Here is a 26,555-nt window from a genome sequence, read left to right on the forward strand (position 1 = left end):
AGACAGGTGAATGATGCAATGATTCCTCAGTATTTGGTTGATTTTGACCTGCAGTCCTTACCTTGCGTGGAAACCGATGTCATCGTGGTCGGCTCCGGCATTGCGGGCTTGTATACGGCCATTGAGGCGGGGAAAGACCTGAACGTGCTTATGATTACGAAAAACGCCCTTCTGGAGAGCAATACCCGCTATGCGCAAGGCGGAATCGCCGCCGTGACTTCGGAAGACGACTCTCCGGCTTACCATCGTGAGGATACGCTGATGGCAGGCGCGGGGTTATGCTCGTCGGCCGCGGTTGATATTCTCGTGAATGAGGGGCCTGAAGGCGTCAAAGAGCTGATCCGGCTGGGCACGGCCTTCGACGAGATCGACGGGGAGCTTGCGTTGACGCAGGAGGGCGCCCACAGCCGCCGCCGGATTTTGCATGCCAACGGCGACGCGACGGGTTTTGAGATCGTTAGGGCGCTGGCGGCGCAGGTACGGGGCCATGAACGCGTCCAAGTATGGGAGCATCATTTTGTGATCGACGTCATAACGACCGGAAACGAATGCGTCGGGGCGCTCGTGCAGCGTCCCGACGGCCAGAGAGTGTATGTCAAGGCGGCGGCTACCACTCTGTGCACGGGTGGGGCCGGACAGCTTTATCGCTATACGACGAATCCAGAGGTGGCTACCGCGGACGGAATTGCCATCGCTTACCGGGCGGGCGCGCAAATCCGCGACATGGAATTCCTCCAGTTTCATCCGACCGCGCTTTGTTACCCTGGTGCCCCGCGTTTCCTTATTTCCGAGGCGGTGCGGGGGGAAGGGGCCGTGCTGCGCAACATCAAGGGCGAACGCTTCATGGAAAAATACCACGAGCTGCTTGAGCTGGCGCCGCGGGACATCGTGGCCCGGGCCATCCTTAGCGAGATGGAGGAAACGAAGGCGACCTTCGTGTATTTGGATATTACGCACGAACCGCAGGGCGTTATCAAGCACCGTTTTCCTACCATTTACGAAACCTGCATGAACTATGGCCTGGATATGGCAACGGATTGGATTCCCGTCGCTCCGGCTGCGCATTATATGATGGGCGGCGTCAAAACGGACCTGAACGGGGAAAGCAGCGTAGCCAGGTTGTTCGCCTGCGGGGAAGTCTCTTCGACCGGCGTGCATGGGGCCAATCGATTGGCGAGCAACTCGCTCTCCGAAGCGATCGTGTTCGGCAGACGGATCGTAAACCGGATTCGCGCTTTGGCCCCCGTGGTCGGTTCAATCGACTTGTCCCATCAGCTGGAGGGCCGGACCGGCGCTCCCAAGCAGGCGGTCATCGAACGGCGGCTCAAGCTGCAGAAGGTGATGGTGCGGTATGCCGGACTGCGGCGCACCGGAACGATGCTCCGCAAAGGGATGGAGGAGCTGCAGCGGCAGCTGCCGATTTTCCAGTCGGAGCTTACGAAGAAAGAGGAGTTCGAATTCGCCAACATGCTGACCAGCAGCATGCTGGTAACCCGGGCCGCGCTCGAACGAACGGAAAGCCGGGGCGCCCATTACAGGGAAGATTACCCTCAAAGAGACGACGCCGTGTGGCGCAAACATCTGCTGCAGCGGCGCGAAGATGAAATGATGGAGGAATTCAGCGATGATGTTTAACGGATATAACGAAGGTTTGGTGGAATCCATCCGTTTATGGTTGAAGGAGGACGTCGGATCCGGCGATGTGACGACGATGGCCACCATTCCCCCGGGCCACGAGTCCAAGGGCATCATTCATGCCAAGGAGGACGGCGTCGTGGCCGGCATTCCGGTTGCGGAGCTGGTGTTTCAAGTGGTGGATCCCGGACTGTCGTTTACGCCTTGCGTAAAGGACGGAGACCGGGTTACGAAGGGGACCGTGCTGGCTGTCGTCGAAGGGAGCACGCACCATATTTTGACGGGGGAACGGCTTGCGCTGAATCTTTTGCAGCGTCTCTCCGGCATCGCCACCCGGACCCGCATGTTCGTGGATAAGCTTGAAGGTTTGCCTGCCCGGCTCGTCGATACGCGCAAAACGACGCCGGGTCACCGCATGCTGGAGAAATATGCCGTGCGGGTCGGGGGCGGCGCCAATCACCGTTTTGGGCTGTATGACGCCGTCATGATTAAGGACAACCATATTAAAGGAGCGGGCGGAATTCGCCTGGCGGTTGAACGGGCTCGCACCCATATTCCCCACACAATGACCATTGAGGTGGAAACGGAGTCGCTGGAGCAGGTAGAGGAGGCTTTGGAGGCCGGGGCGGACATCATCATGCTGGACAACATGGACAAAGCAATGATGAGAGAGGCGGTCAGACGGATCAAAACGAAGGCGCCGCATGTCCGCGTCGAGGCTTCCGGCAACGTTTCGCTGCAAACGGTCAAAGAAATTGCCGAGTGCGGGGTTGACGTCATATCCGTGGGGCGGTTAACCTATTCTTTTGAGAGTCTTGACATCAGTCTGGATCTCAATGCTGTAAAATAAAGGAGGGATCGTCCCCATGATCCTTGTCATCGACATCGGGAATACCAACATTGTACTGGGCATCTATAGAGGGCGAGAGCTTCTTCACCACTTTCGTCTGAGCACCATCCGTCAATCGACATCGGATGAATACGGCGTATGGTTTCACAATTTGTTCCATATGTCAGGGATTAACGTTTCGGACATTGAGGGCGTCATCATGTCCTCCGTCGTTCCGCCGATGGTTCATGTGATCGACCAGACATGCCGTAAATATATTCGCAAACACCCGCTTATGGTCGGACCGGGCATTAAAACAGGCTTGAATTTGCGCAACGAAAACCCGCGCGAGGTCGGCGCGGACCGGATCGTGAATGCGGTGGCCGCGGTCGAGCTGTACAAAGGGCCGCTGGTCGTGGTCGACTTTGGGACGGCAACGACGTTTGACTGCGTCGACGAAAAAGGGGATTATCTCGGAGGCGCCATCGTGCCGGGCATCGGCATTTCGACGGAGGCTTTGGTCGAACGGGCGTCCAAGCTTCCGCGCATCGAGCTCGAAAAGCCGAAAAAGGTGATCGGCCGCAACACGGTGCATGCCATGCAGGCCGGGATCATTTACGGGTATGCCGGTCAGGTGGACGGCATCGTCAAGCGGATGAAGGAGGAAATGCGCTCCCCTTCGCTGAAGGTCGTAGCCACCGGCGGGCTGGCGGAGCTGATCGCCAGCGAATCGGAAGCGATCGATGAGGTCAACCCGATGCTGACGCTCGAAGGGCTGCGGATTATATATGAGCGCAACAAATAGCAAACGTCCGGTTTGAACCTGACCTTCGTTTTTGGGGAACGATAAACGAAGGGAAAGCCGTTTTGCGCCCTCATAAGGGGTGTCATCGAACATATCGTAAATGAAAGCGGACTACAATATCTTCAAATTCAAAGCAAGGAGTCTAAGATGGACATGGAAAATAAACAAGACGGCCTCATTCGAGGCACCGCCATGGGCGGGCGCGTCCGGGCTTTCGCCGTAAGGACGACGGCGCTCGTCGAGGAATTGCGGCGAAGACATGATACGTGGCCTACGGCTACGGCCGCCATGGGGCGGACGCTGACGGCAGGCGCCATGATGGGGGCTATGCTCAAAGGCGAGGAGAAATTGACGATTCAGGTAAAAGGCGACGGCCCGATCGGCCAAATCGTCGTCGATGCCAACGCCAAAGGCGAAGTTAGAGGTTATGTGGACGAACCGCATACCCATTTGCCGAGCAACAGCCAAGGTAAGCTGGACGTCGCCGGCGCGGTCGGCCAGGGCTTTTTGCACGTGACCAAGGACTTGGGCCTGAAGGAGCCGTACCGCGGCAGCGTTCCGATCATTTCCGGGGAGCTGGGCGAAGATTTCACGTACTATTTTGCCGCCTCCGAACAGACGCCATCGGCGGTAGGGTTGGGCGTCCTGGTAGCACCCGACAATTCCGTCATCGTGGCCGGCGGTTTTATCGTGCAGCTGCTGCCGGGACTCAGCGATGAGGAAATCACCGTGATCGAGCGGGCCGTCGGAGCCATGCCGCCGGTGACGTCGCTGCTCGATCAGGGGCTGGAACTGGATGAAATGCTGCGGTGGCTTTTGCCTGACGTGGAAGTCCTTGAGCATATGGATATCCGTTTCCAGTGCAAATGCTCGCGGGAACGGGTGGAACAGACGCTGGTCAGCCTCGGGAAGGATGAGCTGGAGCAGCTGATCAAGGAAGACGGCCATGCCGAAGTCGTGTGCCATTTCTGCAACGAAGCATACAGCTTTAACAAAGAAGAATTGCAGCAGATTCTGGACAGAGCAATTCGTTAAGGCACGGGATGACAGGATGATGACCAGACAAGAAAAGGCATTATGGGCCGCAGTCATCATTTTGGCAGCGGGCGTGTTGTTTATGGGGAGCCTCATCGTCATCCGGGGGCTAAAGCCTGCCGGGACCGTGCATGAACCGGACGAAGAGCAGGGCGGCCGGAAAGCCGTCGCTGCTTTCGACGGTCAGATCATCACGGAGGACGAGTGGGTTGAAGAGTTGAAGCGGACGCATGGGAAGAACATGCTTTTGCAGATGCTGAACCAGAAGGCGGTGGATGCCGAAGCCAAAGCGCTGCAAATCCGGGTAACGCCGGAGGAAATCGCGGAGAAGGTCAAAGCCGATGCCGCCGGATACGAGTCGGAGGAAGCTTATTTTCAATCGATGTACGCCCAATTGGGCCTTTCCCCCGCGGATATTCGGGCGGAAGCAGCTTACCAATTGACGCTCGAAAAAATCGCCACCCTCCATATTGATATTAGTGATGCGGACGTGGACAGGTATCTGGAGGAGCATCGAGAGGAATTCGAGCCGAAAAAGCAATACGAGCTGGCGTGGATCAAGCTCAAAAGCCGTAAAGCCGCCAATGAGGCGCTGGACCGCCTTGAACGGGGAGAGGATTTCGGCAAACTGGCCGAAGAGCTGTCCCTCGACGAATACACCCGCCTGCAAGGCGGCCGCCTCGGTTGGATCGAAGAAGACGATCCGTTCGTTCCGGCGGAGCTGCTCGACGCGGCCAAGGAGCTGCAGACGGGGGACATTGCGGGTCCGATCCAGCTTCAGGACGACGGATACGCGGTGATGCAGGTCATCGATATCCAAGAAACGGAGAAACCAAGCAGCGAGGACATCAGGGAGGGCATCCGCAAACAGCTCGCTTTGAACGAAGCCGTCCCGTTAACGGAGCTTGAGGCGCAGCTTCGGGATAAATACGGCGCTAAAATCATAGCCGAAACCCCGCCCGGGCAGGGGGCGAGATAATGCCTTTTTCAAACCTTTGCCGAGTGGATCTGCGGATCCATGAAGCGAGGGTTGTTTTTTTGGAGTCAGGCCGGGGTGCCTTAGGCCGGATGCGGAAATGAAGCGCTGCTCAAGCAGGGTTCGTATTGACATTCGGAGGGAAGGTTGTTAAGATAAAGGTACTAAATACCTACTTATTTACTCGGATATAAAATCGGTTTTTACAGCCAGACGCACGAACTGAATCCGCATACATCTTAAAACGAATTTTACCGTTCAAAAGGGAGGATTTTTACTATGGCTAAAGTCGTGAATAATGTTACTGAATTGATCGGCAGCACCCCGCTTGTTCGTTTGAACCGTCTGGTTCCGGAAGACAGCGCGGAAATTTACCTCAAGCTCGAATACCAAAACCCGGGAGCAAGCGTTAAAGACCGGATCGCCATCAGCATCGTGGAGGAAGCCGAAAAGGACGGCACGCTGAAACCAGGCGGCACGATCGTGGAAGCAACAAGCGGCAACACGGGGATCGGCCTGGCGATGGTCGCTGCGGCGAAAGGATACAAAGCGGTGATCGTCATGCCGGAAACGATGAGCTTGGAGCGCCGCAACCTGCTTCGCGCCTATGGAGCTGAGCTGGTGCTGACTCCGGGAGCGGAGGGCATGAACGGAGCCGTTAAAAAAGCCGAGGAAATCGTACGGGAGAACCCGGGTTATTTCATGGCTGAGCAGTTCAAAAATCCGGCCAACGTAAAAATCCACCGCGAAACGACGGGTCCGGAAATCGTTGAAGCGATCGAGTCCATCGGCGGCACGCTGGATGCGTTCGTAGCGGGCATCGGTACGGGCGGCACGATCTCCGGCGCGGGCGAAGTGCTGAAAAACCGTTTCCCTGATATCAAAATCGTTGCGGTCGAACCAGCGGCTTCCCCGATTTTGGCCGGCGGCAAGCCGGGTCCTCACAAGATCCAGGGTCTTGGCGCGAACTTCATTCCCGACATTTTGAACCGCGAAATCTATGACGAAATCATTCATGTCGAGAACGAGGAAGCTTTTGAAACGGCGCGCCGCGTAGCGAAAGAAGAAGGCGTCCTTGCCGGCATTTCTTCCGGCGCAGCGGTATATGCCGCGCTCAAGGTGGCCAAGGAACTCGGAAAAGGAAAACGCGTCGTCGCGATCATCCCGAGCAACGGCGAACGTTATCTCAGCACGCCGCTCTATAACTTCGAAGGTTAATTCGAACATTGTTAGCCCTGCTTCCGTTTTTACGGCGGCAGGGTTTTTTTGGGGAATCGGGCGTTTTCGGCAAAAAACCGGGAAAGGGCCTTTTCAAAAGGGGAGCGGGCAAGTATACTGACAACCAATAGAGAAGCTTTTGCAGCGAAAGGAATGAAGAAATGAACGGGGAAAGCGTCATTACGTTGAAGCATTGGAAAAGGTGGGCCGAAAAAGGATATACGATGCTGCCTTTTGTACTCGAGGCGGATTGCCGGGGGAAAAGCAGCGGTCTGCCCGCGTCTTGGTCGCATGCCTGGAAACAGGCGTCTCCGCATTCCTTTGTCCTCGAGAGCGGCAAGGATGGACGTTACACCTATTTGGGGCTGGAACCTACATCGGTATTGCGGGGGAAGGGAGAAGAAGCGAGCGTAACCTGCCTTCGGGAAGGCAGCACGGCATGTTCGGCAGCATCTCCGCTTAAGGCTATAAAACAATGGATGGCGCCTTACAAGGGGCCTGCGCCGGAGGACCGGGCCGATTTGGCGGCCGACCTGCCGCCGTTTCTTGGGGGATGCGTCGGCTTCCTGGGTTACGATGTCGTCCGGTTCCTCGAAGAGCTTCCGGCTACCGCTGCCGACCATCCGGATGTCCCGGATTACCTTTGGATGTTATTCGACGAGATATGGATCTATGACCATGCTAGGCAAAAACTCTTTTGTGCGGTCCATGCGAACGTAAAGGCAGATACTGACCTGGGCGGGGCTTACGATGCCGCCCGGGAAAGGGCCCAAACGATGTGTGACCGATGGTCCCGGTTTACGGTACAAGCGCGGGGCGAGATCGAAGAGGAACGGCTGCATCGGCAAAAACACGTGGAAGACGGGCAAACGGAGCCGGATTCGGGTGAATGGCCCGGCATGGAAAGCGCCTTTACGCGCGAGGCTTTTGAACGGGCGGTCACGGCGATCCAGGATTATATCCGGCAGGGAGACGTATTTCAGGTCAATTTGTCGCTCAGGCAGGAACGGAAGCTTCAATCCGAACCGGAACGGATTTATGAATGGCTGAGAGTATTGAATCCGTCGCCGTATATGGGAATGCTTCGTTCTCCGGGCTTCAGCCTTGTGAGCGCATCTCCCGAGCTTCTGGTCAAGCGGCAGGGGGACCTGATCGGCGCCCGTCCGATCGCCGGCACGCGGCGCCGCGGGCATACGAAGGCGGAGGACGAGGCGATGGCCGCCGAGCTGTTGGGCAGCGAAAAGGAACGCGCGGAACATGTCATGCTGGTGGATCTTGAGCGCAACGACATCGGCAAAGTGGCCGCCTACGGGACGGTCAGGGTACCGGAGCTGATGACCGTCGAGCAGTACTCCCATGTCATGCATCTGGTCTCCCAGGTGGAGGGACGGCTCGCACCGGGCAAAGACGCGTTTGACGTGATTGCCGCCCTCTTCCCGGGGGGAACGATCACGGGAGCGCCGAAGGTGCGCACGATGGAGATCATCGAGGAGCTGGAACCGGTCAGACGCGGCCCGTATACGGGCTCCATGGGCTGGATTGACTACAATGGAAATTTGGAATTAAATATTATCATAAGAACGCTGGTCGTTTTGGACGGGATCGGCATGATTCAGACCGGCGCGGGCGTCGTGATCGACTCCGAGCCATACCGCGAATACCGCGAATGCCATAATAAAGCCAAAGCCGTCGTCAAGGCAGTCCTTTTGAGCGAAAAGGAAGCGGCTGCCCGGTCGCAGCGGCGTGAAGAGGAGATGAGAGCATGATTCTGGTGATCGACAATTACGACTCTTTTACGTATAACCTGGTTCAATATCTCGGGGAACTGGGGGAAGAGGTCAAAGTATTCCGCAATGACGAAATCGACATCCAAGGAATCGAAGCGCTGGCTCCCGATCATATTCTGATTTCGCCGGGGCCGTGCACTCCGAATGAAGCGGGAATCAGCCTCGAGACCATTGAGCATTTTAAAGGCAAGGTTCCGATTTTTGGCGTATGCCTTGGGCACCAGGCCATCGGACAGGCATTCGGCGGCAAGGTCGTTCGCGCCGAGCGGCTGATGCACGGCAAAACGTCGCCGATTTTGCATCAAGGAACGTCGGTATTCGAGGGATTGCCGTCACCGTTTACGGCGACGCGGTACCATTCCCTGCTGGTGGAGCGCAGCACGCTGCCCGATTGCCTGGAAGTTACCGCAGAAACGGAAGAGGGCGAAATTATGGGACTGCGCCACAAGGAGTACCCGATCGAGGGCGTTCAATTCCATCCGGAGTCGATCATTACCGACCATGGACACCAGATGCTGCGCAATTTCCTGAAGCGGACGGCGACGACGGGCGCATGAATCGGATTCTGATAAACGGTCAATGTATGGATGCTTCTGCTGCCGTGGTCTCCGTAATGGATCACGGCTTTTTATACGGCATGGGTTTGTTCGAAACGCTCCGGACCTATGGCGGCAAGCCGTTTTTGCTGGAGCGGCACTTGGCTCGACTGACGGCGGGCTGCAAAACGCTGGGCATCGACGTTTCCGCGCTTCCGGATGCCCTGCAGCTGCGGGAATGGATTGCAGAGCTGATGGAGGCTAATGGGCTGGTGGAAGCGTATGTCCGTTACACGGTCAGCGCGGGGGAGGATGCGCTCGGATTGCCCGCGGGAATGTATAGCCGTCCCACTTCGGTGCTGATGGCGAAACCGCTGCCCGAGCCGGCGCCGACGCTGTATACCCACGGCAAACCTCTTAAACTGCTGGGCACGCGGCGAAATTCGCCGGAAGGCCCCGTCCGTTTGAAGTCGCTCCATTACATGAACAACATTTTGGCCAAGAGGGAGCTTTCCTCCGATCCCGAAGCGGTGCGGCTTCATGCCGAAGGCTTGATGCTGAATGCGGACGGGCATGTGTCGGAGGGGATCGTGAGCAACGTCTTTTTCGCGAAAAACGGAAAGGTCTGTACGCCGGATGCGGCTTGCGGCCTGCTGCCCGGCATTACGCGCGGGTTGGTTTTGGAGCTGGCCTCGGAGGCGGGAATACGCTGCGAGGAAGGGTTTTACACTTGGGAAGACTTGCGGGAAGCGGATGAAATCTGGCTGACCACTTCCATTCAGGAATTGGTGCCCGTCACCTCGTTGATCGACCCGGACGGCACTGTTTCGATCATCGGCGAAGGGCGAATCGGACCGTTAACGGATATACTGCTGCGGTTGTACCGCCGGCAAACGGGAGGCTATCATGAAAACGACAATCTATGAACGGACATACCGGATGGGCGAAGCGGTGCTTGAGCTTGGTGCATCCACCAAAATTATGGGTATTTTGAACGTAACCCCCGACTCATTTTCGGATGGTGGCCGGTACGTCGACCCGGATCAAGCGGTTCGGCATGCCTTGCAAATGGTGGAGGACGGGGCGGACTTGATCGACATCGGAGGCGAATCGACGCGGCCGGGTTACGAGCCGGTGTCCGCGGAAGAGGAGCTGCGCCGGATCATTCCGGTCATTGAAGCGCTGCACCGGGCCGCCCCCCATATCCCGATCTCGGTGGATACGTATAAAGCGGAGGTAGCGCGGGAAGCGATCCGGGCGGGAGCCCATATCATGAACGATATTTGGGGAGGCAAAAAGGACCCGGATATGCTCCAAGCGGCCGCCGAACTCGGCTGCCCGGTTATTTTGATGCACAACAGAAAAGATATGAACTATGGCGATTTTACGGCCGACGTCGTGCGGGACCTGCAGGAAAGCGTCGAATTGGCGCTGAAGGCCGGCGTTGCCGGGGAACGGATCATTTTGGATCCGGGCGTCGGTTTTGCGAAAAATTTGCCGGAAAACCTGCAGATCATGACGCAGCTTGACCGGCTCGTCGGGATCGGTTATCCGGTGCTGCTCGCGACCTCCCGCAAAAAGTTTATCCGTACCGTGCTGGATCTTCCGGTTGGGGATGTCGTCGAAGGAACGGCGGCCACGGTCGCGTTTGGCATTGCCCAAGGCTGCCAAATCGTACGCGTTCATGACGTGAAACAAATCAAGCGGACCGTGGATATGTGCGACGCGATGCTGTATGCCTCGCCGGATACGAGAAGGGTACGCGAACAAATTACGGAGGGATGACGGATCCATGGATAAAATGAAGCTGCATCGGATGGAATATTACGGGTACCACGGCGTGTTTGAAGAGGAACGCAAGCTGGGCCAACGTTTCTATATCGATTTGGAGCTGGAGCTCGATTTGCGGGAAGCCGGCCGAAATGACGATTTGAGCAAAACGGTAAATTATGCCGAAGTGCACGAGCTCGTGAAAAAAGTCGTTGAAACCGAGTCTTTCCGCCTCATCGAGGCGCTCGGCGAACGTGTTGCATCCTTGTTACTGGACACTTATACTAGTATCGATGCATTGACGGTCAAAGTGACCAAACCGCACCCTCCCTTTGACATCCATTTTCAGGGGGTCACCGTGGAGCTTCACAGAACGAGGAGTTAGCAAAGAATGAGCGGCTGACGAAGCCTTTTTGCTAGTCCCAAGAACAAGAAAGCGAGAATCTGCCATGAATGCACAATCCACCTCTGAGTCATCAGAGGCTTATATTGCTTTAGGGGCCAATTTGGGCGACCGCGAGGAAACGCTGATGGATGCGGTGCAACGTCTCGATCGGCATCCGGACGTTACGGTGCTCGAATGTTCCGATTTATATGAGACCGAGCCGGTCGGTTACGTCGACCAGCCCCTTTTTCTGAATATGGCCATACGGGTTCGCACTACGCTCGATGCTTACGGACTGCTGCACGTCATGCAGCAAATCGAAAAAGACCTTGGACGCGTTCGGCATATACGCTGGGGCCCGAGAACCGTCGATTTGGACCTGATCTGGATGGAGGGGCGGCGGGAAAACACCGAGGAGCTGATTTTGCCCCACCCTCGCATGGAAGAGCGTTTGTTTGTGCTCGTCCCTTTGAAAGACGTCGTGCCGGAGGGCGAATCCTCCGGATTGCGGCCTATCCTGTTCGCAGCGTTGGAAAGACTGGATGGAAAGGACGGTTTACAGCTTTGGAAAACATGCAGCTGGCACAGCGCATCCGCGCCTTTCGGAAGTTAAAAGGATACACGCAGCAGGAGCTGGCGTCGGGATGCGGCATTTCGCTGACGCTGCTTGGCGCCATCGAGCGGGGCAACCGCCGTGCCGACGAGCGCACGCTTGCGAAAATTGCGGAGGTACTGGGCATATCGCTCGAGGAGCTTACCAATCCTTAGAGTTACGGGTATATAAATGATTACATGAAGTCAAAGGAGCGACAAAGAGATCCCATGTTGAAAATTGGCGATATTGAAATGAAAAATCAGGTCGTCCTCGCTCCGATGGCGGGTGTCTGCAATCCGGCTTTCCGGTTGATCGCCAAGGAGTTCGGAACCGGACTGGTTTGCGCGGAGATGGTTAGCGGCAAAGCGATCGTCCACGGCAACCGGCGCACGCAGGAGATGCTTTTTGTCGACGAACGGGAGAAACCGCTCAGCCTGCAAATTTTCGGAGGCGACCGCGACTCCCTCGTGGAAGCGGCGAAGGTCGTGGATAAACAGACGAATGCCGATATTATCGACATTAACATGGGCTGTCCTGCGCCCAAAGTGACCAAAATCGACGCAGGCGCCCGCTGGCTGCTCGATTCCAACAGAATTTACGAAATGGTAGCGGCCGTGGTGGATGCGGTAGACAAACCGGTGACGGTCAAAATGCGCACGGGTTGGGACAGCGATCACATTTTTGCGGTCGAAAACGCCCAAGCGGTGGAACGCGCCGGAGGGAAAGCGGTCAGCATACACGGCCGTACCCGCGAGCAGCTGTATACCGGCCATGCGGACTGGGATATTATAAAACAAGTCAAAGAGTCGGTATCGATCCCGGTCATCGGCAACGGGGACGTGGTCACCCCTGAGGATGCCCGCCGGATGTTGGATCAAACCGGAGTCGACGGGGTCATGATCGGCCGCGGAGCGCTGGGCAATCCATGGATGCTGTACCGCACGATCGAATATTTGAAAACCGGGGAGCTGTTGCCGGAACCGGCGGCCGAAGAGAAGATCCGCATTGCGATTTTGCATATGGACCGTCTCATTGCGTTGCGGGGAGAAGCGGTGGCCGTACGCGAAATGCGCAAGCATTTGGCCTGGTATTTGAAAGGGCTCAAAGGATCCGCCCGCATCAAAGACGAAATCATGGAAGGAACGAAGCGGGACGAAATGGTCCGAATTTTGGAAAATTTCGTTGCAAGCCTCAAAGAGAGGGAGCAACTGGAAGCAGAAGCGGTTGAGGCGGCGGCGGTTTCCCGGTAATTCCGCCATGTCATGACCATGCATATACAAAATTGCGCGCGATTGACATTTTGAAATGCTTACCATATAATTTTTCAGTATAAATTCGACTTTATCCTTAAAACAGCAGAGGGATGTTCTGATCCTTCACACTTTGCATAAATATAGATTGATCTAAAGCAAGCTGGGTAGTTCATTCTATACTCGTTTTTTTGATTCCGTTTCATAATGGGTGGAATGGGTTATGAAACCGAATCGCTTTAAATTCATTTATATGACAGGAGAATCGGTTAAGATGAGCGATAAAGAAGTCATTCTGACACAGGACGGACTCAAAAAGCTGGAAGACGAACTCGAGAACCTGAAATCGGTCAAGCGGCGCGAGGTTGCGGAACGGATCAAAGTAGCCATCGGCTACGGCGATATCAGCGAAAACTCCGAGTACGAGGATGCCAAAAACGAGCAGGCCTTTATTGAGGGACGCATCATCACCCTTGAAAAAATGCTTCGCAATGCGCGCATCATCAACAACGACGAAATCAATACCGATATTGTCGGGGTTGGCGCGACGGTGATCGTGCAGGACATGGAGTACGGCGACACGATGGAGTATACGATTGTGGGCACGGCCGAATCGGATCCGCTAAACAACAAGATTTCGAATGAAAGCCCGGTCGGCAAGGCGATCTTAGGCAAGCAAAAAGGAGCCGTCGTGGACGTAAACGTGCCTGCCGGCGTGATCCAATACAAAATCATCGATATCAAGAAATAAGATCGGCCTGCTTTAGGATTGTAAGAAAGAGCTTCCTTTAGGAAGCTTTTTTTCAGATATATAGGATGAAATGGGAATGAATTCATGTATTCCCCGGTTATGTCATGCAGTACCCTGTTTTTCTTGGAAGGACAGGCAGTAGGATTGAAGGAGTGACGAATGAAAATGTCGGAAGAAGTAAACAACCACGAACAAGAAATGGAACTTAGCGAAATGCTGCAAATTCGCCGCGGCAAGCTGGACGAGCTGCGGGGCCTTGGGATTGATCCTTTTGGAAAAAAATACAACCGCACCCATCATGCGGGAGAGCTGCTTAAGAAATATGACGGTATGACCAAAGAAGAGCTGGACGAGCAACATATCGAAGTGAAGGTTGCGGGCCGGATTATGGCCAAACGCGGCATGGGGAAGGCGATTTTTGCCCATATTCAGGATCTCAGCGGCAAAATCCAAATTTACGTGCGTCAGGATTCCGTGCCGGAAACGGCTTTTGAAGCGTTCCGCCTGCTTGATCTCGGGGATATTGTCGGAATCGCCGGCACGATGTTCAAGACCAAAACGGGAGAGACGACGATCAAAGCGAGCGAAGTCGAGGTTCTCGCGAAGTCCCTCAATCCGCTGCCCGACAAATATCACGGCCTGAAGGACGTCGAGCTTCGTTACCGTCAGCGTTACGTGGATCTGATTATCAATCCGGAAGTACAGCAAACGTTTATCGCCCGTTCCCGGATCATTCAGTCGATGCGCCGCTATTTGGACTCCCAGGGTTATCTGGAAGTGGAGACGCCGACGCTGCATGCCATCGCAGGCGGCGCTGCCGCGAAACCGTTCATCACGCATCATAATGCGCTCGACATGGAGCTTTATATGCGCATCGCGATCGAACTTCACTTGAAGCGCCTGATCGTCGGCGGCCTGGAAAAAGTATACGAGATCGGTCGCGTATACCGGAACGAAGGCATTTCCACCCGCCACAACCCGGAATTCACCATGATCGAGCTGTATGAAGCTTATGCCGATTACAAGGACATCATGAACTTGACGGAAAACATGATTGCCCACATCGCGCAGGAAGTGCTCGGCACCCAGGTCATCAATTACCAGGGGCATGAGGTCAACCTCGCACCGGGCTGGCGCCGCGTGTCCATGGTGGATGCGGTTAAAGAAGTCAAAGGCGTAGACTTCGGCGTGCACATGACGGATGAAGAGGCGCATCGCCTTGCCAAGGAGCATAACGTCAAAGTCGAGCCGCATATGACCTTCGGCCATATTCTGAACGCGTTCTTCGAGGAATTTGTAGAGGAAACGTTGATCCAACCGACGTTCGTTACCGGGCATCCGGTCGAAATCTCGCCGCTGGCGAAGAAAAACGAAGAGGATCCGCGTTTTACGGACCGCTTCGAGCTGTTTATCGTGGCGCGCGAGCATGCCAATGCCTTCAGCGAGCTGAACGACCCGATCGACCAGCGCCAGCGTTTCGAAGCACAGCTCAAGGAACGGGAGCAAGGCAACGACGAAGCGCATGAAATGGACGAGGACTTCCTGAATGCGCTCGAATACGGCATGCCGCCTACAGGCGGACTCGGCATCGGCGTGGACCGTCTCGTGATGCTGCTGACCAACTCGCCTTCGATCCGCGACGTACTGTTATTCCCTCATATGAGAAACCGTACGCAGGAGTAGCTTAAATCGGTTTAACGGGGAAGACGAATTTCATGACCGGATTCATCAGACTTCTTGGGACATGGAGATGAAGATTCGCCGCAAGCTTTTATAACATAAGAAAAAAGGAACAGCGTGACGGGGTCACGTCTGTTCCTTTTTTGCGTTTCATTCGGATGGGCGGCAAAGCGACTGAAGATGACGATATACGGTTCTGCGCATCAAGTCCGCCGGCATCTTTTCCGGCCTGAGTACGGCATGGATGGCCAATCCGTCGATCAAGGCATAAAAGCGTTCGATTTCAAGCTCGGCGTCCAAATCTGGGGCAGCCAGGTTTTTGGCGGCCAATCCATCCATGATTTCAATAAAAATGGACCTGAGCCCATCATCGACTTCCAGGCGATATCTAGCGAGATCCTTGTCGGACAGCGATTTGACGACAAAAGCGAACCAGACCTCCATTTCGAGCCGTTTCTCCTCGTCCGTAGGCAGAATCTCGTCGACGAGGAGAGGAATGTCCGTCAAAAGGTCCCCGCTGAAATCAATGTTGGCGATCCGTTTTCCGACACGGTCGGAAACCATCTTCATGGCATAGAAGAGCAGTTCCGAATGCGTCGAGAAATAATGGCGCATCGAACCCACGGACAGTCCGGCCTCGTCCGCGATGTTCCGGACCGAAGCCTGGTCCAGCCCCATTTTTTGAATGACGCGCCAGGTGGCTTCCGCAACTTTTTCCCTTTGTTTTTCATGATCCACGATTTTAGGCATGTCCTTAGTATAACATTTCCCTTGTTTATTTAATACAGTCGTGATAAATTGTTTTTAATACAATTGTTCTAAAAAGGGAAGGGTGAAGCCATCATGATTGCAGCTTTGATTGTGGCGTGCGAAATCGGATTTTGGGTGTTGGTTCTGGCCGGTCTTAGCGCCAGGTATATTGCGGGATGGAAGCGGATGGGAGCCATCTTGCTCTTTGCCACGCCGGTTGTCGATATTTTGCTTATCGCGTTTACGGTCATCGATTTGCGCAGCGGAGCCACGGCGGAATTCATGCACGGGTTGGCCGCGATATATATTGGGGTCACCGTCGCATACGGACATCGAATGATCAAATGGGCGGATGAACGTTTTGCATACCGCTTTGCAGGAGGGGAAAAGCCGGCACCTGCGCCGAAGTACGGAAAAGAGCGCGCCCGGCGCGAGCGGGAAGGGTGGTACCGGCATTTGATGGCATGGGTTGTGGGCGTCGTTTTGCTGATGCTGATGATCTGGATGGTAAATGACCCTTCGAGGACGGAAGCGTTAAAAGGCATACCGAGGATGTGGGGCATGATTTTGGCGATCGATTTTTTAATCAGCTTCAGCTATACGATTTGGCCAAAAGAGCAAAAGTAGCGGGGATGGGATATAGGAAGATTCGACCGAGCAAAGCAATGGATTCTACCTAAATACCGTTCTTATATCCCTGAACATATTAATTTCAAAAAAAAGCTTGCAAGCTAAATAGATTCATGATATATTATTATTCCGGCCGATAAATGCGGTATGCATTTAAAGCCAGCAAGCTTTAAAGCTTTGAAAAAACAATTTCAAAAAAAGCTTGCATTAAGAAACAAAACATGATATATTATAAAAGTTGCTGCTGAACATAACGGCGGCGACGAAAACGAAATGTTTGATCTTTGAAAACTGAACAACGAGTGAGATACAGGCTTTGCTTGCAAAGCCGATCGCGAAGTAAATCGGTCCAAGCCTATGGCTGGATGGTTTGCGGAGCAAAAATGAGAATTAAATTCTCGTCAGATTCAAAATGAGCTACAAACTTTCTTGGAGAGTTTGATCCTGGCTCAGGACGAACGCTGGCGGCGTGCCTAATACATGCAAGTCGAGCGGACTTGATGAGGAGCTTGCTCCTCTGATGGTTAGCGGCGGACGGGTGAGTAACACGTAGGCAACCTGCCCGTAAGACCGGGATAACTACCGGAAACGGTAGCTAATACCGGATAATTTATCGCTTCGCATGGAGCGATAATGAAAGACGGAGCAATCTGTCACTTACGGATGGGCCTGCGGCGCATTAGCTAGTTGGTGAGGTAACGGCTCACCAAGGCGACGATGCGTAGCCGACCTGAGAGGGTGAACGGCCACACTGGGACTGAGACACGGCCCAGACTCCTACGGGAGGCAGCAGTAGGGAATCTTCCGCAATGGGCGAAAGCCTGACGGAGCAACGCCGCGTGAGTGATGAAGGTTTTCGGATCGTAAAGCTCTGTTGCCAGGGAAGAACGTCGGGTAGAGTAACTGCTATCCGAGTGACGGTACCTGAGAAGAAAGCCCCGGCTAACTACGTGCCAGCAGCCGCGGTAATACGTAGGGGGCAAGCGTTGTCCGGAATTATTGGGCGTAAAGCGCGCGCAGGCGGTCACTTAAGTCTGGTGTTTAAGGCTAGGGCTCAACTCTAGTTCGCACTGGAAACTGGGTGACTTGAGTGCAGAAGAGGAAAGTGGAATTCCACGTGTAGCGGTGAAATGCGTAGAGATGTGGAGGAACACCAGTGGCGAAGGCGACTTTCTGGGCTGTAACTGACGCTGAGGCGCGAAAGCGTGGGGAGCAAACAGGATTAGATACCCTGGTAGTCCACGCCGTAAACGATGAATGCTAGGTGTTAGGGGTTTCGATACCCTTGGTGCCGAAGTTAACACATTAAGCATTCCGCCTGGGGAGTACGGTCGCAAGACTGAAACTCAAAGGAATTGACGGGGACCCGCACAAGCAGTGGAGTATGTGGTTTAATTCGAAGCAACGCGAAGAACCTTACCAGGTCTTGACATCCCTCTGAATCCTCTAGAGATAGAGGCGGCCTTCGGGACAGAGGAGACAGGTGGTGCATGGTTGTCGTCAGCTCGTGTCGTGAGATGTTGGGTTAAGTCCCGCAACGAGCGCAACCCTTGATTTTAGTTGCCAGCACTTTAAGGTGGGCACTCTAGAATGACTGCCGGTGACAAACCGGAGGAAGGCGGGGATGACGTCAAATCATCATGCCCCTTATGACCTGGGCTACACACGTACTACAATGGCCAGTACAACGGGAAGCGAAGTCGCGAGACGGAGCCAATCCTATCAAAGCTGGTCTCAGTTCGGATTGCAGGCTGCAACCCGCCTGCATGAAGTCGGAATTGCTAGTAATCGCGGATCAGCATGCCGCGGTGAATACGTTCCCGGGTCTTGTACACACCGCCCGTCACACCACGAGAGTTTACAACACCCGAAGTCGGTGGGGTAACCGCAAGGAGCCAGCCGCCGAAGGTGGGGTAGATGATTGGGGTGAAGTCGTAACAAGGTAGCCGTATCGGAAGGTGCGGCTGGATCACCTCCTTTCTATGGAGAATCGTTTCCTGCAACGGAAACATTCAAATATGCCGTAAGGCAAAACGATCTCACTCGTTGGTCAGTTTTGAGAGTTCAAACTCTCACATACGATTTCCAGAACTTGCTTGGTGACAAGCGGTGCTGAGGATGGTATGATATAAGTCCGGTTGGAAAAACCGGGTTTTGATCCTTGAAAACTAGATAACGAAACGAATTTGCGTTTTAGAAATATCCTTTTAGCTGCTTGTGTCAAGTGATTGACCAAGTAACAAAGGTAGCAGACGAGTGTTTGAATCGAAGAGCGACTTTGGCTTTGTGCGAAGCACAAAACAACGGAGCGAGGCGAGGCAAACAGGAGTCAAAGGTTAAGCTACTAAGAGCACACGGAGGATGCCTAGGCGCTAGGAGCCGATGAAGGACGTGGCGAACAACGATACTGCCTCGGGGAGCTGTAAGCAAGCTTTGATCCGGGGATGTCCGAATGGGGAAACCCGGCTGATGTAATAGTCAGTCACTCATAACTGAATACATAGGTTATGAAGAGGCATACCAGGGGAACTGAAACATCTAAGTACCCTGAGGAAGAGAAAACAATAGTGATTCCGTCAGTAGCGGCGAGCGAACGCGGATTAGCCTAAACCGGTCAGCTTGCTGGCCGGGGTTGTGGGACGTCTCACATGGAGTTACAAAGGAACTGGTTAGGCGAAGAGGTCTGGAAAGGCCCGGCATAGAAGGTAAAAGCCCTGTAGCCGAAAGTCAGTTCCCTCCGAGACGGATCCCGAGTAGTGCGGGGCACGTGAAACCCCGTATGAATCTGCCAGGACCATCTGGTAAGGCTAAATACTCCCTAGCGACCGATAGTGAAACAGTACCGTGAGGGAAAGGTGAAAAGCACCCCGGAAGGGGAGTGAAATAGAACCTGAAACCGTGTGCTTACAAGAAGTCAGAGCCCGATCTATGGGTGATGGCGTGCCTTTTGTAGAATGAACCGGCGAGTTACGTTCCCGTGCAAGGTTAAGGTGAGAAGCCGTAGCCGCAGCGAAAGCGAGTCTGAATAGGGCGACTATAGTACGTGGGCGTAGACCCGAAACCGTGTGATCTACCCCTGTCCAGGGTGAAGGTGCGGTAACACGCACTGGAGGCCCGAACCCACGAATGTTGAAAAATTCGGGGATGAGGTGGGGGTAGCGGAGAAATTCCAATCGAACTCGGAGATAGCTGGTTCTCCCCGAAATAGCTTTAGGGCTAGCCTCGGTTGTACAGTCGTGGAGGTAGAGCACTGATTGGGTGCGGGGCCCGCAAGGGTTACCAAGTTCAGTCAAACTCCGAATGCCATAGACTGATTGACCGGGAGTCAGACAGTGAGTGCTAAGATCCATTGTCAAAAGGGAAACAGCCCAGACCATCAGCTAAGGTCCCCAAGTGTGTGTTAAGTGGGAAAGGATGTGGAGTTGCACAGACAACCAGGATGTTGGCTTAGAAGCAGCCACCATTTAAAGAGTGCGTAATAGCTCACTGGTCGAGTGACTCTGCGCCGAAAATGTAACGGGGCTAAACACACCACCGAAGCTATGGCTTGATGCTTGCATCAGGGGTAGGGGAGCGTTGTATGCAGCGTTGAAGGTGTACCGTAAGGAGCGCTGGAGCGTATACAAGTGAGAATGCCGGTATGAGTAACGAAAAGATCAGTGAGAATCTGATCCGCCGAAAGCCCAAGGTTTCCTGAGGAAGGCTCGTCCGCTCAGGGTAAGTCGGGACCTAAGGCGAGGCCGAAAGGCGTAGTCGAAGGACAACAGGTTGAAATTCCTGTACCACCGTAAACCGCTATGAGCAATGGGGTGACGCAGGAGGGTAGTGACGCAGACTGATGGATGTCTGTCCAAGCAGTGAGGCTGATGTGTAGGCAAATCCGCACATCGTTAAGGCTAGGCTGTGACGGGGAGGGAAAATTATAGTACCGAAGGTCATGATCTCACACTGCCAAGAAAAGCCTCTAGCCAGGTGAAGGTGCCCGTACCGCAAACCGACACAGGTAGGCGAGAAGAGAATTCTAAGGCGCGCGGAAGAACTCTCGTTAAGGAACTCGGCAAAATGACCCCGTAACTTCGGGAGAAGGGGTGCCCCGGTAGTGTGAATAGCACGAGGGGGCCGCAGTGAAAAGGCCCAAGCGACTGTTTAGCAAAAACACAGGTCTGTGCGAAGCCGTAAGGCGAAGTATACGGGCTGACGCCTGCCCGGTGCTGGAAGGTTAAGGGGAGCGGTTAGGGAGTAATCCCGAAGCTGTGAACCGAAGCCCCAGTAAACGGCGGCCGTAACTATAACGGTCCTAAGGTAGCGAAATTCCTTGTCAGGTAAATTCTGACCCGCACGAATGGCGTAACGACTTGGGCGCTGTCTCAACGAGAGATCCGGTGAAATTTTAATACCTGTGAAGATGCAGGTTACCCGCGACAAGACGGAAAGACCCCATGGAGCTTTACTGCAGCTTGATATTGGATTTGGGTACGATCTGTACAGGATAGGTGGGAGCCTTTGAAACCTGAGCGCCAGCTTAGGTGGAGGCGACGTTGGGATACCACCCTGATCGTATCTAGGTTCTAACCTGGTACCGTAATCCGGTACGGGGACAGTGTCAGGCGGGCAGTTTGACTGGGGCGGTCGCCTCCTAAAGAGTAACGGAGGCGCCCCAAGGTTCCCTCAGAATGGTTGGAAATCATTCGAAGAGTGCAAAGGCAGAAGGGAGCTTGACTGCGAGACCTACAAGTCGAGCAGGGACGAAAGTCGGGCTTAGTGATCCGGTGGTACCGCATGGAAGGGCCATCGCTCAACGGATAAAAGCTACCCTGGGGATAACAGGCTTATCTCCCCCAAGAGTCCACATCGACGGGGAGGTTTGGCACCTCGATGTCGGCTCATCGCATCCTGGGGCTGAAGTAGGTCCCAAGGGTTGGGCTGTTCGCCCATTAAAGCGGTACGCGAGCTGGGTTCAGAACGTCGTGAGACAGTTCGGTCCCTATCTGTCGTGGGCGTAGGAAATTTGAGAGGAGCTGTCCTTAGTACGAGAGGACCGGGATGGACGTACCGCTGGTGCACCAGTTGTTCCGCCAGGAGCATGGCTGGGTAGCTACGTACGGACGGGATAAGCGCTGAAAGCATCTAAGCGTGAAGCCCCCCTCAAGATGAGATTTCCCAATTAGTAAGACCCCTTGAAGACGACGAGGTAGATAGGTTGGAGGTGGAAGTGCAGCAATGCATGGAGCTGACCAATACTAATCGGTCGAGGGCTTATCCTAAATGACCCACCAAAGTGAAGAGCAGCTTCGCAGCTGATTCCGAGTACTTTGGCGGGGCCCGGAACAAAAACCGGGAAATACTATGGAAATTAAAACGCAAACGTTTCGTATCTAGTTTTCAGGTGATCAAAGCACTTGAAATCGTTTGGTGGCGATAGCGGAGGGGTTCCACGCGTACCCATCCCGAACACGACCGTTAAGCCCTCCAGCGCCGATGGTACTTGGACCGAAGGGTCCTGGGAGAGTAGGACGCTGCCAAGCGAAGAACCACTGTTGATGAACAATCGACGGTGGTTTTTTTATTTATCCACGTTTGGGCGATTTCTTGAAGCTCGAGAAGGTCGGCGGATTATGAATGGGCGTTTTGCCACATAATAATAGCCTATTGTAACAACGCTAAGATGTGGCGGGTGCTCCGAGGCAAAGTTGATGGCATTAAGATCGGCCACTTGAATATGTTTTGATCATTGGCCTGCAAACATTGGACATCCCATCCAGAGATGTCTTTTTTTGAATCGTTGTCTTTTACCAGTGGACATGTATTTTCGGGTATTAGACAAGTGCATTTTCTGTTTGTTTTACCATCCTCAATTCCTTGACAGCTTCGCAGGGCCTTTGCTAAGATGGCAATAATATATTTTCAGAAAATGATTTTCAAGCCTTGTAGTATAAGGGTTTTGACGAATACAATACATGACAATGAGGGGGAAGTTCTAAGGTGTGGGAAGACAAATTCAGTAAAGAAGGATTTACTTTTGATGATGTGTTGCTGGTGCCGCGCAAGTCTGAGGTGCTGCCGAAGGAAGTGGACGTGTCCACGAGATTAAGCAAGCATGTGAAGCTCAACATTCCGCTCATCAGTGCCGGTATGGATACCGTTACTGAAGCCGCCATGGCTATCGCGATCGCCAGAGAGGGCGGGATTGGCGTTATCCATAAGAACATGTCCGTTGAGCAGCAGGCTGAAGAAGTAGACCGCGTAAAACGCTCCGAAAGCGGTGTTATTACGAATCCATTCTCCCTGACACCTGATCACCTTGTTTCCGATGCTGAGCAAGTGATGGCGAAATTCCGCATTTCCGGCGTGCCGATTGTGGACGAGCAGCATAAGCTGGTGGGGATTTTGACGAACCGCGACCTGCGTTTCGTGCACGATTACAGCATTCAAATCAAAGAAGTGATGACGAAGGAAAACCTGGTTACGGCTCCGGTCGGCACAACGCTGCAAGAGGCTGAGGTTATTCTGCAGAAGCACAAAATCGAGAAGCTTCCTTTGGTTGACGATAATAACGTTTTGAAAGGCCTTATCACGATCAAGGATATCGAAAAAGCGATTCAGTTCCCGAATGCGGCGAAGGATGCGCAAGGACGCCTGTTGGTCGGCGCAGCGATCGGTATTTCCAAGGACGGCCTTGAACGCGCGGAAGCGCTGGTAAAAGCCGGCGTCGACATGATTGTGGTCGATTCCGCGCACGGACACCACATCAATATCCTTGATTTTGTCCGTAAGCTTCGCGGCTTGTATCCGGAACTTACGATCGTGGCAGGCAACGTCGCAACCGGCGAAGCCACACGCGACTTGATCGAAGCCGGTGCCTCCGTCGTTAAGGTGGGCATCGGACCTGGTTCCATTTGTACGACGCGCGTGATCGCCGGTATCGGCGTACCGCAAATTACTGCCATTTACGACTGCGCGAAAGTCGCCCGCGAATATGGCATTCCGCTCATCGCTGACGGCGGCATCAAATATTCCGGCGAGATCACGAAAGCGTTGGCTGCAGGCGGACACGCGGTCATGCTCGGAAGCATGTTTGCTGGCACGGAAGAAAGCCCGGGCGAGTCTGAAATTTATCAGGGACGCCGCTACAAGGTATACCGCGGTATGGGCTCCATGGCCGCTATGAAGCAGGGCAGCAAAGACCGCTACTTCCAGGACGACGATAAGAAGCTCGTACCGGAAGGCATCGAAGGACGCGTAGCGTACAAAGGCCCGTTGAAGGATACGATCCACCAGCTGATCGGCGGTCTTCGCTCCGGCATGGGATACTGCGGCACGAAAAATCTTGAGGAACTTCGCGAAGACACCCAATTCGTACGGATTACCGGCGCAGGGCTCCGCGAAAGCCATCCGCATGACGTCCAAATCACGAAAGAAGCTCCAAACTACTCCGTATAAAACCGAAGATGATTTGCACTTAACCAACATCTTCTTGTACAGACAGGCCGAATTTAGGCCTGTCTGTCTTTTTTTGCTTAATCCCCTGTGATAGAATAGAACAAGTAAGATTTTAATGGGCAAGAGGGGAGTTAACAATTCATTGAGTAAGAAATGGAAGTTGTCGGGTCGTTCCGGCCATAAGAAGAACAAACGTCACCTCGTTAAAAAGAGCATAGCCTCGGTTATGCTTTTGAATATGCTTTGCCTTTCCGCTTTGCCGGCCGCCATGGTGTTTGCGGAGAAGGCGCAGACAAGCACGACCGCTGCAACGAACAGTACGACTGCGGTAGCAGGAAGCATCCAGAAGCCGGAGCTGAATTTGAAATCCGCGATTTTGATCGAAGCTTCAACGGGTCAGGTGCTTTTGTCGATGAATGCCGACGAAGCGCTCCCTCCGGCAAGTATGACCAAAATGATGACGGAGTATATCGTTGCCGAACAGGTTAAACAGGGGAAGCTGAAATGGACGGATAAGGTTACAGTAGGGGAAAATCCAAAATTAACCACGGGTTCGCGTATTTTTTTGAATCAGGGAGACGTTCATACGGTTGAGGAACTGTATATCGCCATGGCTGTAGGCTCGGCCAATGACGCCACGGTGGCCCTTGCCGAACGCGTAGCCGGCTCCGAGCAGGAATTCGTAAAGCTGATGAACGAAACGGCTAAGCAAATGGGCATGAAGACCGCGCACTTCATCAATGCCACCGGGCTTGACAAAAAGGACATGCCTAAGAAATATCAGCCGGACACCGATAAAGAAGACGTCATGTCGGCGAAGGATGCGGCCATTCTCGCCATGCACATCGTAAAGGACCATCCGGATTACGCCAAATTCACGGCGATTCAATCGTACAAGTTCCGGGAGCGCGATAAAGCGCCCATCGTAAACTACAACTGGATGCTGGAAGCGAATAAGAACATCCCGAACTTCAAAGCTTATGCATATCCGGGTCTGGACGGCCTGAAAACCGGACACACCAAAAATGCGGGCAACTGCTTTACGGGCACGGCCGTACGCAACGGTATGCGTTTGATCAGCGTCGTGATGGGGGCCGATTCCGAGGCTCACCGGTTCACGGAGACGAAAAAAGTTTTGGACTTTGGTTTCGATAACTTCGAGGTCAAGCAGGTCGTACCCGGAAAATCGAAAGTCGAAGGTTTGGACACCGTTCCCGTCAAAAAAGGCGTAGAGACTAAAGTCGGCGTCGTCAGCGACAGCGATGTCAGCTTTGTCGTGCCGAAAGGCGGCGACGCGAAAGGCGTGAAGTTCCAAACGAAGCTCGATGCGGCCGAACTGGTAGCGCCGATCAAAAAAGGGACCAAGGTTGGAACGATTACGTATACGTACAAAGCCGAAGGCATGGATCAAGCACAGACCAAGACGGTCAACCTGGTGACTTCCGAGGATGTCGAAAAGGGCAGCTGGTTCCGTTTGTTCTTCCGGGCCATCGGAGAAATGTTTGCCGATTTGTTTGACGGAATAAAAAATCTTTTTTAAGATATTCAAAAAGCATTAGCTTATAGATTGAGATGATACACATTTCGGGAGGCGTGGACATGGAAACAGGGACTTCGAGAGTAAAAAGAGGCATGGCAGAAATGCAAAAAGGCGGCGTCATCATGGACGTCATGAATGCCGAGCAGGCAAAAATCGCTGAAGCGGCAGGTGCGACGGCCGTTATGGCTTTGGAACGCGTACCGTCTGATATTCGCGCAGCAGGTGGCGTAGCCCGCATGGCCGATCCGACGATCGTCGAAGAAGTAATGAAAGTGGTATCCATTCCGGTCATGGCGAAAGCCCGCATCGGTCATTACGTGGAAGCGAAAGTTCTGGAATCCCTGGGCGTCGACTACCTCGACGAGAGTGAAGTGTTGACTCCTGCCGATGAAGTATTCCATATCGATAAATGGGACTTTACCGTTCCTTTCGTGTGCGGAGCCAAAGACCTTGGCGAAGCGCTGCGCCGGATCGGTGAAGGCGCATCGATGATCCGCACGAAGGGCGAGCCGGGAACGGGCAATATCGTCGAAGCCGTTCGCCATATGCGCTTGATCAACAGCCAAATTCGCAAAGTACAAAGCATGTCCAAGGACGAGCTGTACGCAGAAGCGAAAAATTTGGGCGTACCTTACGATCTGCTTTTGGGCGTGCACGAAAACGGCAAGCTGCCGGTCGTCAACTTCGCCGCGGGCGGCGTGGCTACGCCGGCTGACGCAGCGCTGATGATGCATTTGGGCGCCGACGGCGTGTTTGTTGGCTCCGGCATTTTCAAATCGGACAACCCTGAAAAATTCGCCCGCGCGATCGTGGAAGCGACAACGCATTACCAAGACTACAAACTGATCGCCGAAGTATCGAAGAACCTGGGAACTCCGATGAAAGGCATCGAGATTTCGAAGCTAAGTCCGGCTGAACGGATGTCGGACCGCGGCTGGTAAGA

General features: G+C 54.0%; 21 protein-coding genes and 3 rRNA genes. 23 read left to right on the top strand and 1 reads right to left on the bottom strand.

The window, feature by feature from the left end:
- Nucleotides 1–18: 18 nt before the first annotated feature.
- From nadB to lysS, 16 genes are all read left to right on the top strand, one after another.
- Entirely contained in the window at nucleotides 19–1,635 is a 1,617-nt protein-coding gene (gene nadB / locus MKY58_RS27620) for an L-aspartate oxidase (protein ID WP_339322872.1), read from the top strand.
- Nucleotides 1,625–2,485 carry a carboxylating nicotinate-nucleotide diphosphorylase gene (gene nadC / locus MKY58_RS27625; RefSeq protein ID WP_339322873.1) on the top strand — a complete coding sequence of 287 codons (861 nt, stop codon included), beginning with the start codon at nucleotides 1,625–1,627 and terminating at the stop codon, nucleotides 2,483–2,485. The genes nadB and nadC overlap by 11 nt, the downstream gene beginning before the upstream one ends.
- A 16-nt stretch (nucleotides 2,486–2,501) precedes the next feature.
- Nucleotides 2,502–3,269 (top strand): type III pantothenate kinase, encoded by a 768-nt coding sequence (locus tag MKY58_RS27630; RefSeq protein ID WP_339322874.1) that lies wholly within the window; start codon nucleotides 2,502–2,504, stop codon nucleotides 3,267–3,269.
- A 153-nt stretch (nucleotides 3,270–3,422) separates the two neighbouring features.
- Nucleotides 3,423–4,304: an Hsp33 family molecular chaperone HslO gene (gene hslO / locus MKY58_RS27635; RefSeq protein WP_036712801.1), complete on the top strand. Its 882-nt coding sequence runs from the start codon at nucleotides 3,423–3,425 to the stop codon at nucleotides 4,302–4,304.
- Between the two features lie 16 nt (nucleotides 4,305–4,320).
- The gene (locus tag MKY58_RS27640; RefSeq protein ID WP_339322875.1) at nucleotides 4,321–5,283 is read left to right on the top strand and encodes a peptidyl-prolyl cis-trans isomerase; all 963 of its coding nucleotides are present in this window, start codon (nucleotides 4,321–4,323) and stop codon (nucleotides 5,281–5,283) included.
- Between the two features lie 276 nt (nucleotides 5,284–5,559).
- Entirely contained in the window at nucleotides 5,560–6,498 is a 939-nt protein-coding gene (gene cysK / locus MKY58_RS27645; protein WP_036712783.1) for a cysteine synthase A, read from the top strand.
- Nucleotides 6,499–6,659: 161 nt separating this feature from the next.
- On the top strand, nucleotides 6,660–8,264 hold the full coding sequence (locus MKY58_RS27650; RefSeq protein ID WP_339322876.1) for an anthranilate synthase component I family protein: 1,605 nt from the start codon (nucleotides 6,660–6,662) through the stop codon (nucleotides 8,262–8,264).
- Nucleotides 8,261–8,842 (top strand): aminodeoxychorismate/anthranilate synthase component II, encoded by a 582-nt coding sequence (gene pabA / locus MKY58_RS27655; protein ID WP_339322877.1) that lies wholly within the window; start codon nucleotides 8,261–8,263, stop codon nucleotides 8,840–8,842. The genes MKY58_RS27650 and pabA overlap by 4 nt, the downstream gene beginning before the upstream one ends.
- Nucleotides 8,839–9,747, top strand: coding sequence for an aminotransferase class IV (locus tag MKY58_RS27660; protein ID WP_339322878.1), 909 nt, complete (start codon nucleotides 8,839–8,841; stop codon nucleotides 9,745–9,747). Before pabA ends, MKY58_RS27660 begins: the two co-directional genes overlap by 4 nt.
- Complete coding sequence (folP, locus tag MKY58_RS27665) at nucleotides 9,728–10,606, top strand: dihydropteroate synthase (protein ID WP_339322879.1); 879 nt, start codon at nucleotides 9,728–9,730, stop codon at nucleotides 10,604–10,606. The genes MKY58_RS27660 and folP overlap by 20 nt, the downstream gene beginning before the upstream one ends.
- Before the next feature lie 7 nt (nucleotides 10,607–10,613).
- Nucleotides 10,614–10,976 carry a dihydroneopterin aldolase gene (folB, locus tag MKY58_RS27670; RefSeq protein WP_212952169.1) on the top strand — a complete coding sequence of 121 codons (363 nt, stop codon included), beginning with the start codon at nucleotides 10,614–10,616 and terminating at the stop codon, nucleotides 10,974–10,976.
- A gap of 64 nt (nucleotides 10,977–11,040) precedes the next feature.
- Nucleotides 11,041–11,589 (top strand): 2-amino-4-hydroxy-6-hydroxymethyldihydropteridine diphosphokinase, encoded by a 549-nt coding sequence (gene folK / locus MKY58_RS27675; protein ID WP_339322880.1) that lies wholly within the window; start codon nucleotides 11,041–11,043, stop codon nucleotides 11,587–11,589.
- On the top strand, nucleotides 11,541–11,744 hold the full coding sequence (locus MKY58_RS27680) for a helix-turn-helix transcriptional regulator (RefSeq protein ID WP_339322881.1): 204 nt from the start codon (nucleotides 11,541–11,543) through the stop codon (nucleotides 11,742–11,744). The genes folK and MKY58_RS27680 overlap by 49 nt, the downstream gene beginning before the upstream one ends.
- Nucleotides 11,745–11,798: 54 nt before the next feature.
- Entirely contained in the window at nucleotides 11,799–12,821 is a 1,023-nt protein-coding gene (dusB, locus tag MKY58_RS27685; protein ID WP_339322882.1) for a tRNA dihydrouridine synthase DusB, read from the top strand.
- A gap of 274 nt (nucleotides 12,822–13,095) precedes the next feature.
- Nucleotides 13,096–13,572, top strand: coding sequence for a transcription elongation factor GreA (gene greA, locus MKY58_RS27690; protein WP_160045468.1), 477 nt, complete (start codon nucleotides 13,096–13,098; stop codon nucleotides 13,570–13,572).
- A 165-nt stretch (nucleotides 13,573–13,737) separates the two neighbouring features.
- A complete protein-coding gene (gene lysS / locus MKY58_RS27695) occupies nucleotides 13,738–15,255 on the top strand; it encodes a lysine--tRNA ligase (RefSeq protein WP_339325260.1) in 1,518 nt (505 codons plus the stop codon).
- Between the two features lie 147 nt (nucleotides 15,256–15,402).
- Here lysS and MKY58_RS27700 read toward each other — a convergent pair whose 3' ends face one another.
- Complete coding sequence (locus tag MKY58_RS27700; protein WP_246537164.1) at nucleotides 15,403–15,990, bottom strand: TetR/AcrR family transcriptional regulator; 588 nt, start codon at nucleotides 15,988–15,990, stop codon at nucleotides 15,403–15,405.
- 105 nt (nucleotides 15,991–16,095) lie between these two features.
- On the opposite strand from MKY58_RS27700, the gene MKY58_RS27705 reads away from it, so the two are divergent.
- The 7 genes from MKY58_RS27705 to pdxS all read left to right on the top strand — a co-directional run bounded on the left by MKY58_RS27705 (nucleotide 16,096) and on the right by pdxS (nucleotide 26,553).
- The gene (locus MKY58_RS27705; RefSeq protein ID WP_339322883.1) at nucleotides 16,096–16,629 is read left to right on the top strand and encodes a hypothetical protein; all 534 of its coding nucleotides are present in this window, start codon (nucleotides 16,096–16,098) and stop codon (nucleotides 16,627–16,629) included.
- A gap of 429 nt (nucleotides 16,630–17,058) precedes the next feature.
- A 16S ribosomal RNA gene (locus MKY58_RS27710) occupies nucleotides 17,059–18,612 on the top strand.
- 354 nt (nucleotides 18,613–18,966) lie between these two features.
- Nucleotides 18,967–21,896 (top strand): 23S ribosomal RNA (locus tag MKY58_RS27715).
- A gap of 144 nt (nucleotides 21,897–22,040) precedes the next feature.
- Nucleotides 22,041–22,157: ribosomal RNA gene (gene rrf / locus MKY58_RS27720) — 5S ribosomal RNA — on the top strand.
- The 16S, 23S and 5S rRNA genes sit together here, the layout of an rRNA operon.
- 457 nt (nucleotides 22,158–22,614) lie before the next feature.
- Nucleotides 22,615–24,072, top strand: coding sequence for an IMP dehydrogenase (gene guaB / locus MKY58_RS27725; protein WP_339322884.1), 1,458 nt, complete (start codon nucleotides 22,615–22,617; stop codon nucleotides 24,070–24,072).
- 226 nt (nucleotides 24,073–24,298) lie between these two features.
- Nucleotides 24,299–25,612, top strand: coding sequence for a D-alanyl-D-alanine carboxypeptidase family protein (locus tag MKY58_RS27730; RefSeq protein WP_339325261.1), 1,314 nt, complete (start codon nucleotides 24,299–24,301; stop codon nucleotides 25,610–25,612).
- A gap of 59 nt (nucleotides 25,613–25,671) precedes the next feature.
- A complete protein-coding gene (pdxS, locus tag MKY58_RS27735; protein WP_036714760.1) occupies nucleotides 25,672–26,553 on the top strand; it encodes a pyridoxal 5'-phosphate synthase lyase subunit PdxS in 882 nt (293 codons plus the stop codon).
- The last annotated feature ends 2 nt before the right edge of the window (nucleotides 26,554–26,555 follow it).

Source organism: Paenibacillus sp. FSL W8-0194 (assembly GCF_037969745.1).
Taxonomy (GTDB): Bacteria; Bacillota; Bacilli; order Paenibacillales; family Paenibacillaceae; genus Paenibacillus_AQ; species Paenibacillus_AQ cookii.

Bases quoted from the DNA above. Each gene is read 5' to 3' on its own strand.
- cysK (WP_036712783.1), top strand. From the start codon at position 5,560: ATGGCTAAAGTCGTGAATAATGTTACTGAATTGATCGGCAGCACCCCG.
- pdxS (WP_036714760.1), top strand. From the start codon at position 25,672: ATGGAAACAGGGACTTCGAGAGTAAAAAGAGGCATGGCAGAAATGCAA.
- greA (WP_160045468.1), top strand. From the start codon at position 13,096: ATGAGCGATAAAGAAGTCATTCTGACACAGGACGGACTCAAAAAGCTG.
- MKY58_RS27730 (WP_339325261.1), top strand. From the start codon at position 24,299: ATGCTTTTGAATATGCTTTGCCTTTCCGCTTTGCCGGCCGCCATGGTG.
- nadB (WP_339322872.1), top strand. From the start codon at position 19: ATGATTCCTCAGTATTTGGTTGATTTTGACCTGCAGTCCTTACCTTGC.
- MKY58_RS27705 (WP_339322883.1), top strand. From the start codon at position 16,096: ATGATTGCAGCTTTGATTGTGGCGTGCGAAATCGGATTTTGGGTGTTG.
- MKY58_RS27640 (WP_339322875.1), top strand. From the start codon at position 4,321: ATGATGACCAGACAAGAAAAGGCATTATGGGCCGCAGTCATCATTTTG.
- hslO (WP_036712801.1), top strand. From the start codon at position 3,423: ATGGAAAATAAACAAGACGGCCTCATTCGAGGCACCGCCATGGGCGGG.
- pabA (WP_339322877.1), top strand. From the start codon at position 8,261: ATGATTCTGGTGATCGACAATTACGACTCTTTTACGTATAACCTGGTT.
- MKY58_RS27630 (WP_339322874.1), top strand. From the start codon at position 2,502: ATGATCCTTGTCATCGACATCGGGAATACCAACATTGTACTGGGCATC.
- dusB (WP_339322882.1), top strand. From the start codon at position 11,799: ATGTTGAAAATTGGCGATATTGAAATGAAAAATCAGGTCGTCCTCGCT.
- lysS (WP_339325260.1), top strand. From the start codon at position 13,738: ATGTCGGAAGAAGTAAACAACCACGAACAAGAAATGGAACTTAGCGAA.
- folK (WP_339322880.1), top strand. From the start codon at position 11,041: ATGAATGCACAATCCACCTCTGAGTCATCAGAGGCTTATATTGCTTTA.
- MKY58_RS27660 (WP_339322878.1), top strand. From the start codon at position 8,839: ATGAATCGGATTCTGATAAACGGTCAATGTATGGATGCTTCTGCTGCC.
- folP (WP_339322879.1), top strand. From the start codon at position 9,728: ATGAAAACGACAATCTATGAACGGACATACCGGATGGGCGAAGCGGTG.
- MKY58_RS27650 (WP_339322876.1), top strand. From the start codon at position 6,660: ATGAACGGGGAAAGCGTCATTACGTTGAAGCATTGGAAAAGGTGGGCC.
- nadC (WP_339322873.1), top strand. From the start codon at position 1,625: ATGATGTTTAACGGATATAACGAAGGTTTGGTGGAATCCATCCGTTTA.
- folB (WP_212952169.1), top strand. From the start codon at position 10,614: ATGGATAAAATGAAGCTGCATCGGATGGAATATTACGGGTACCACGGC.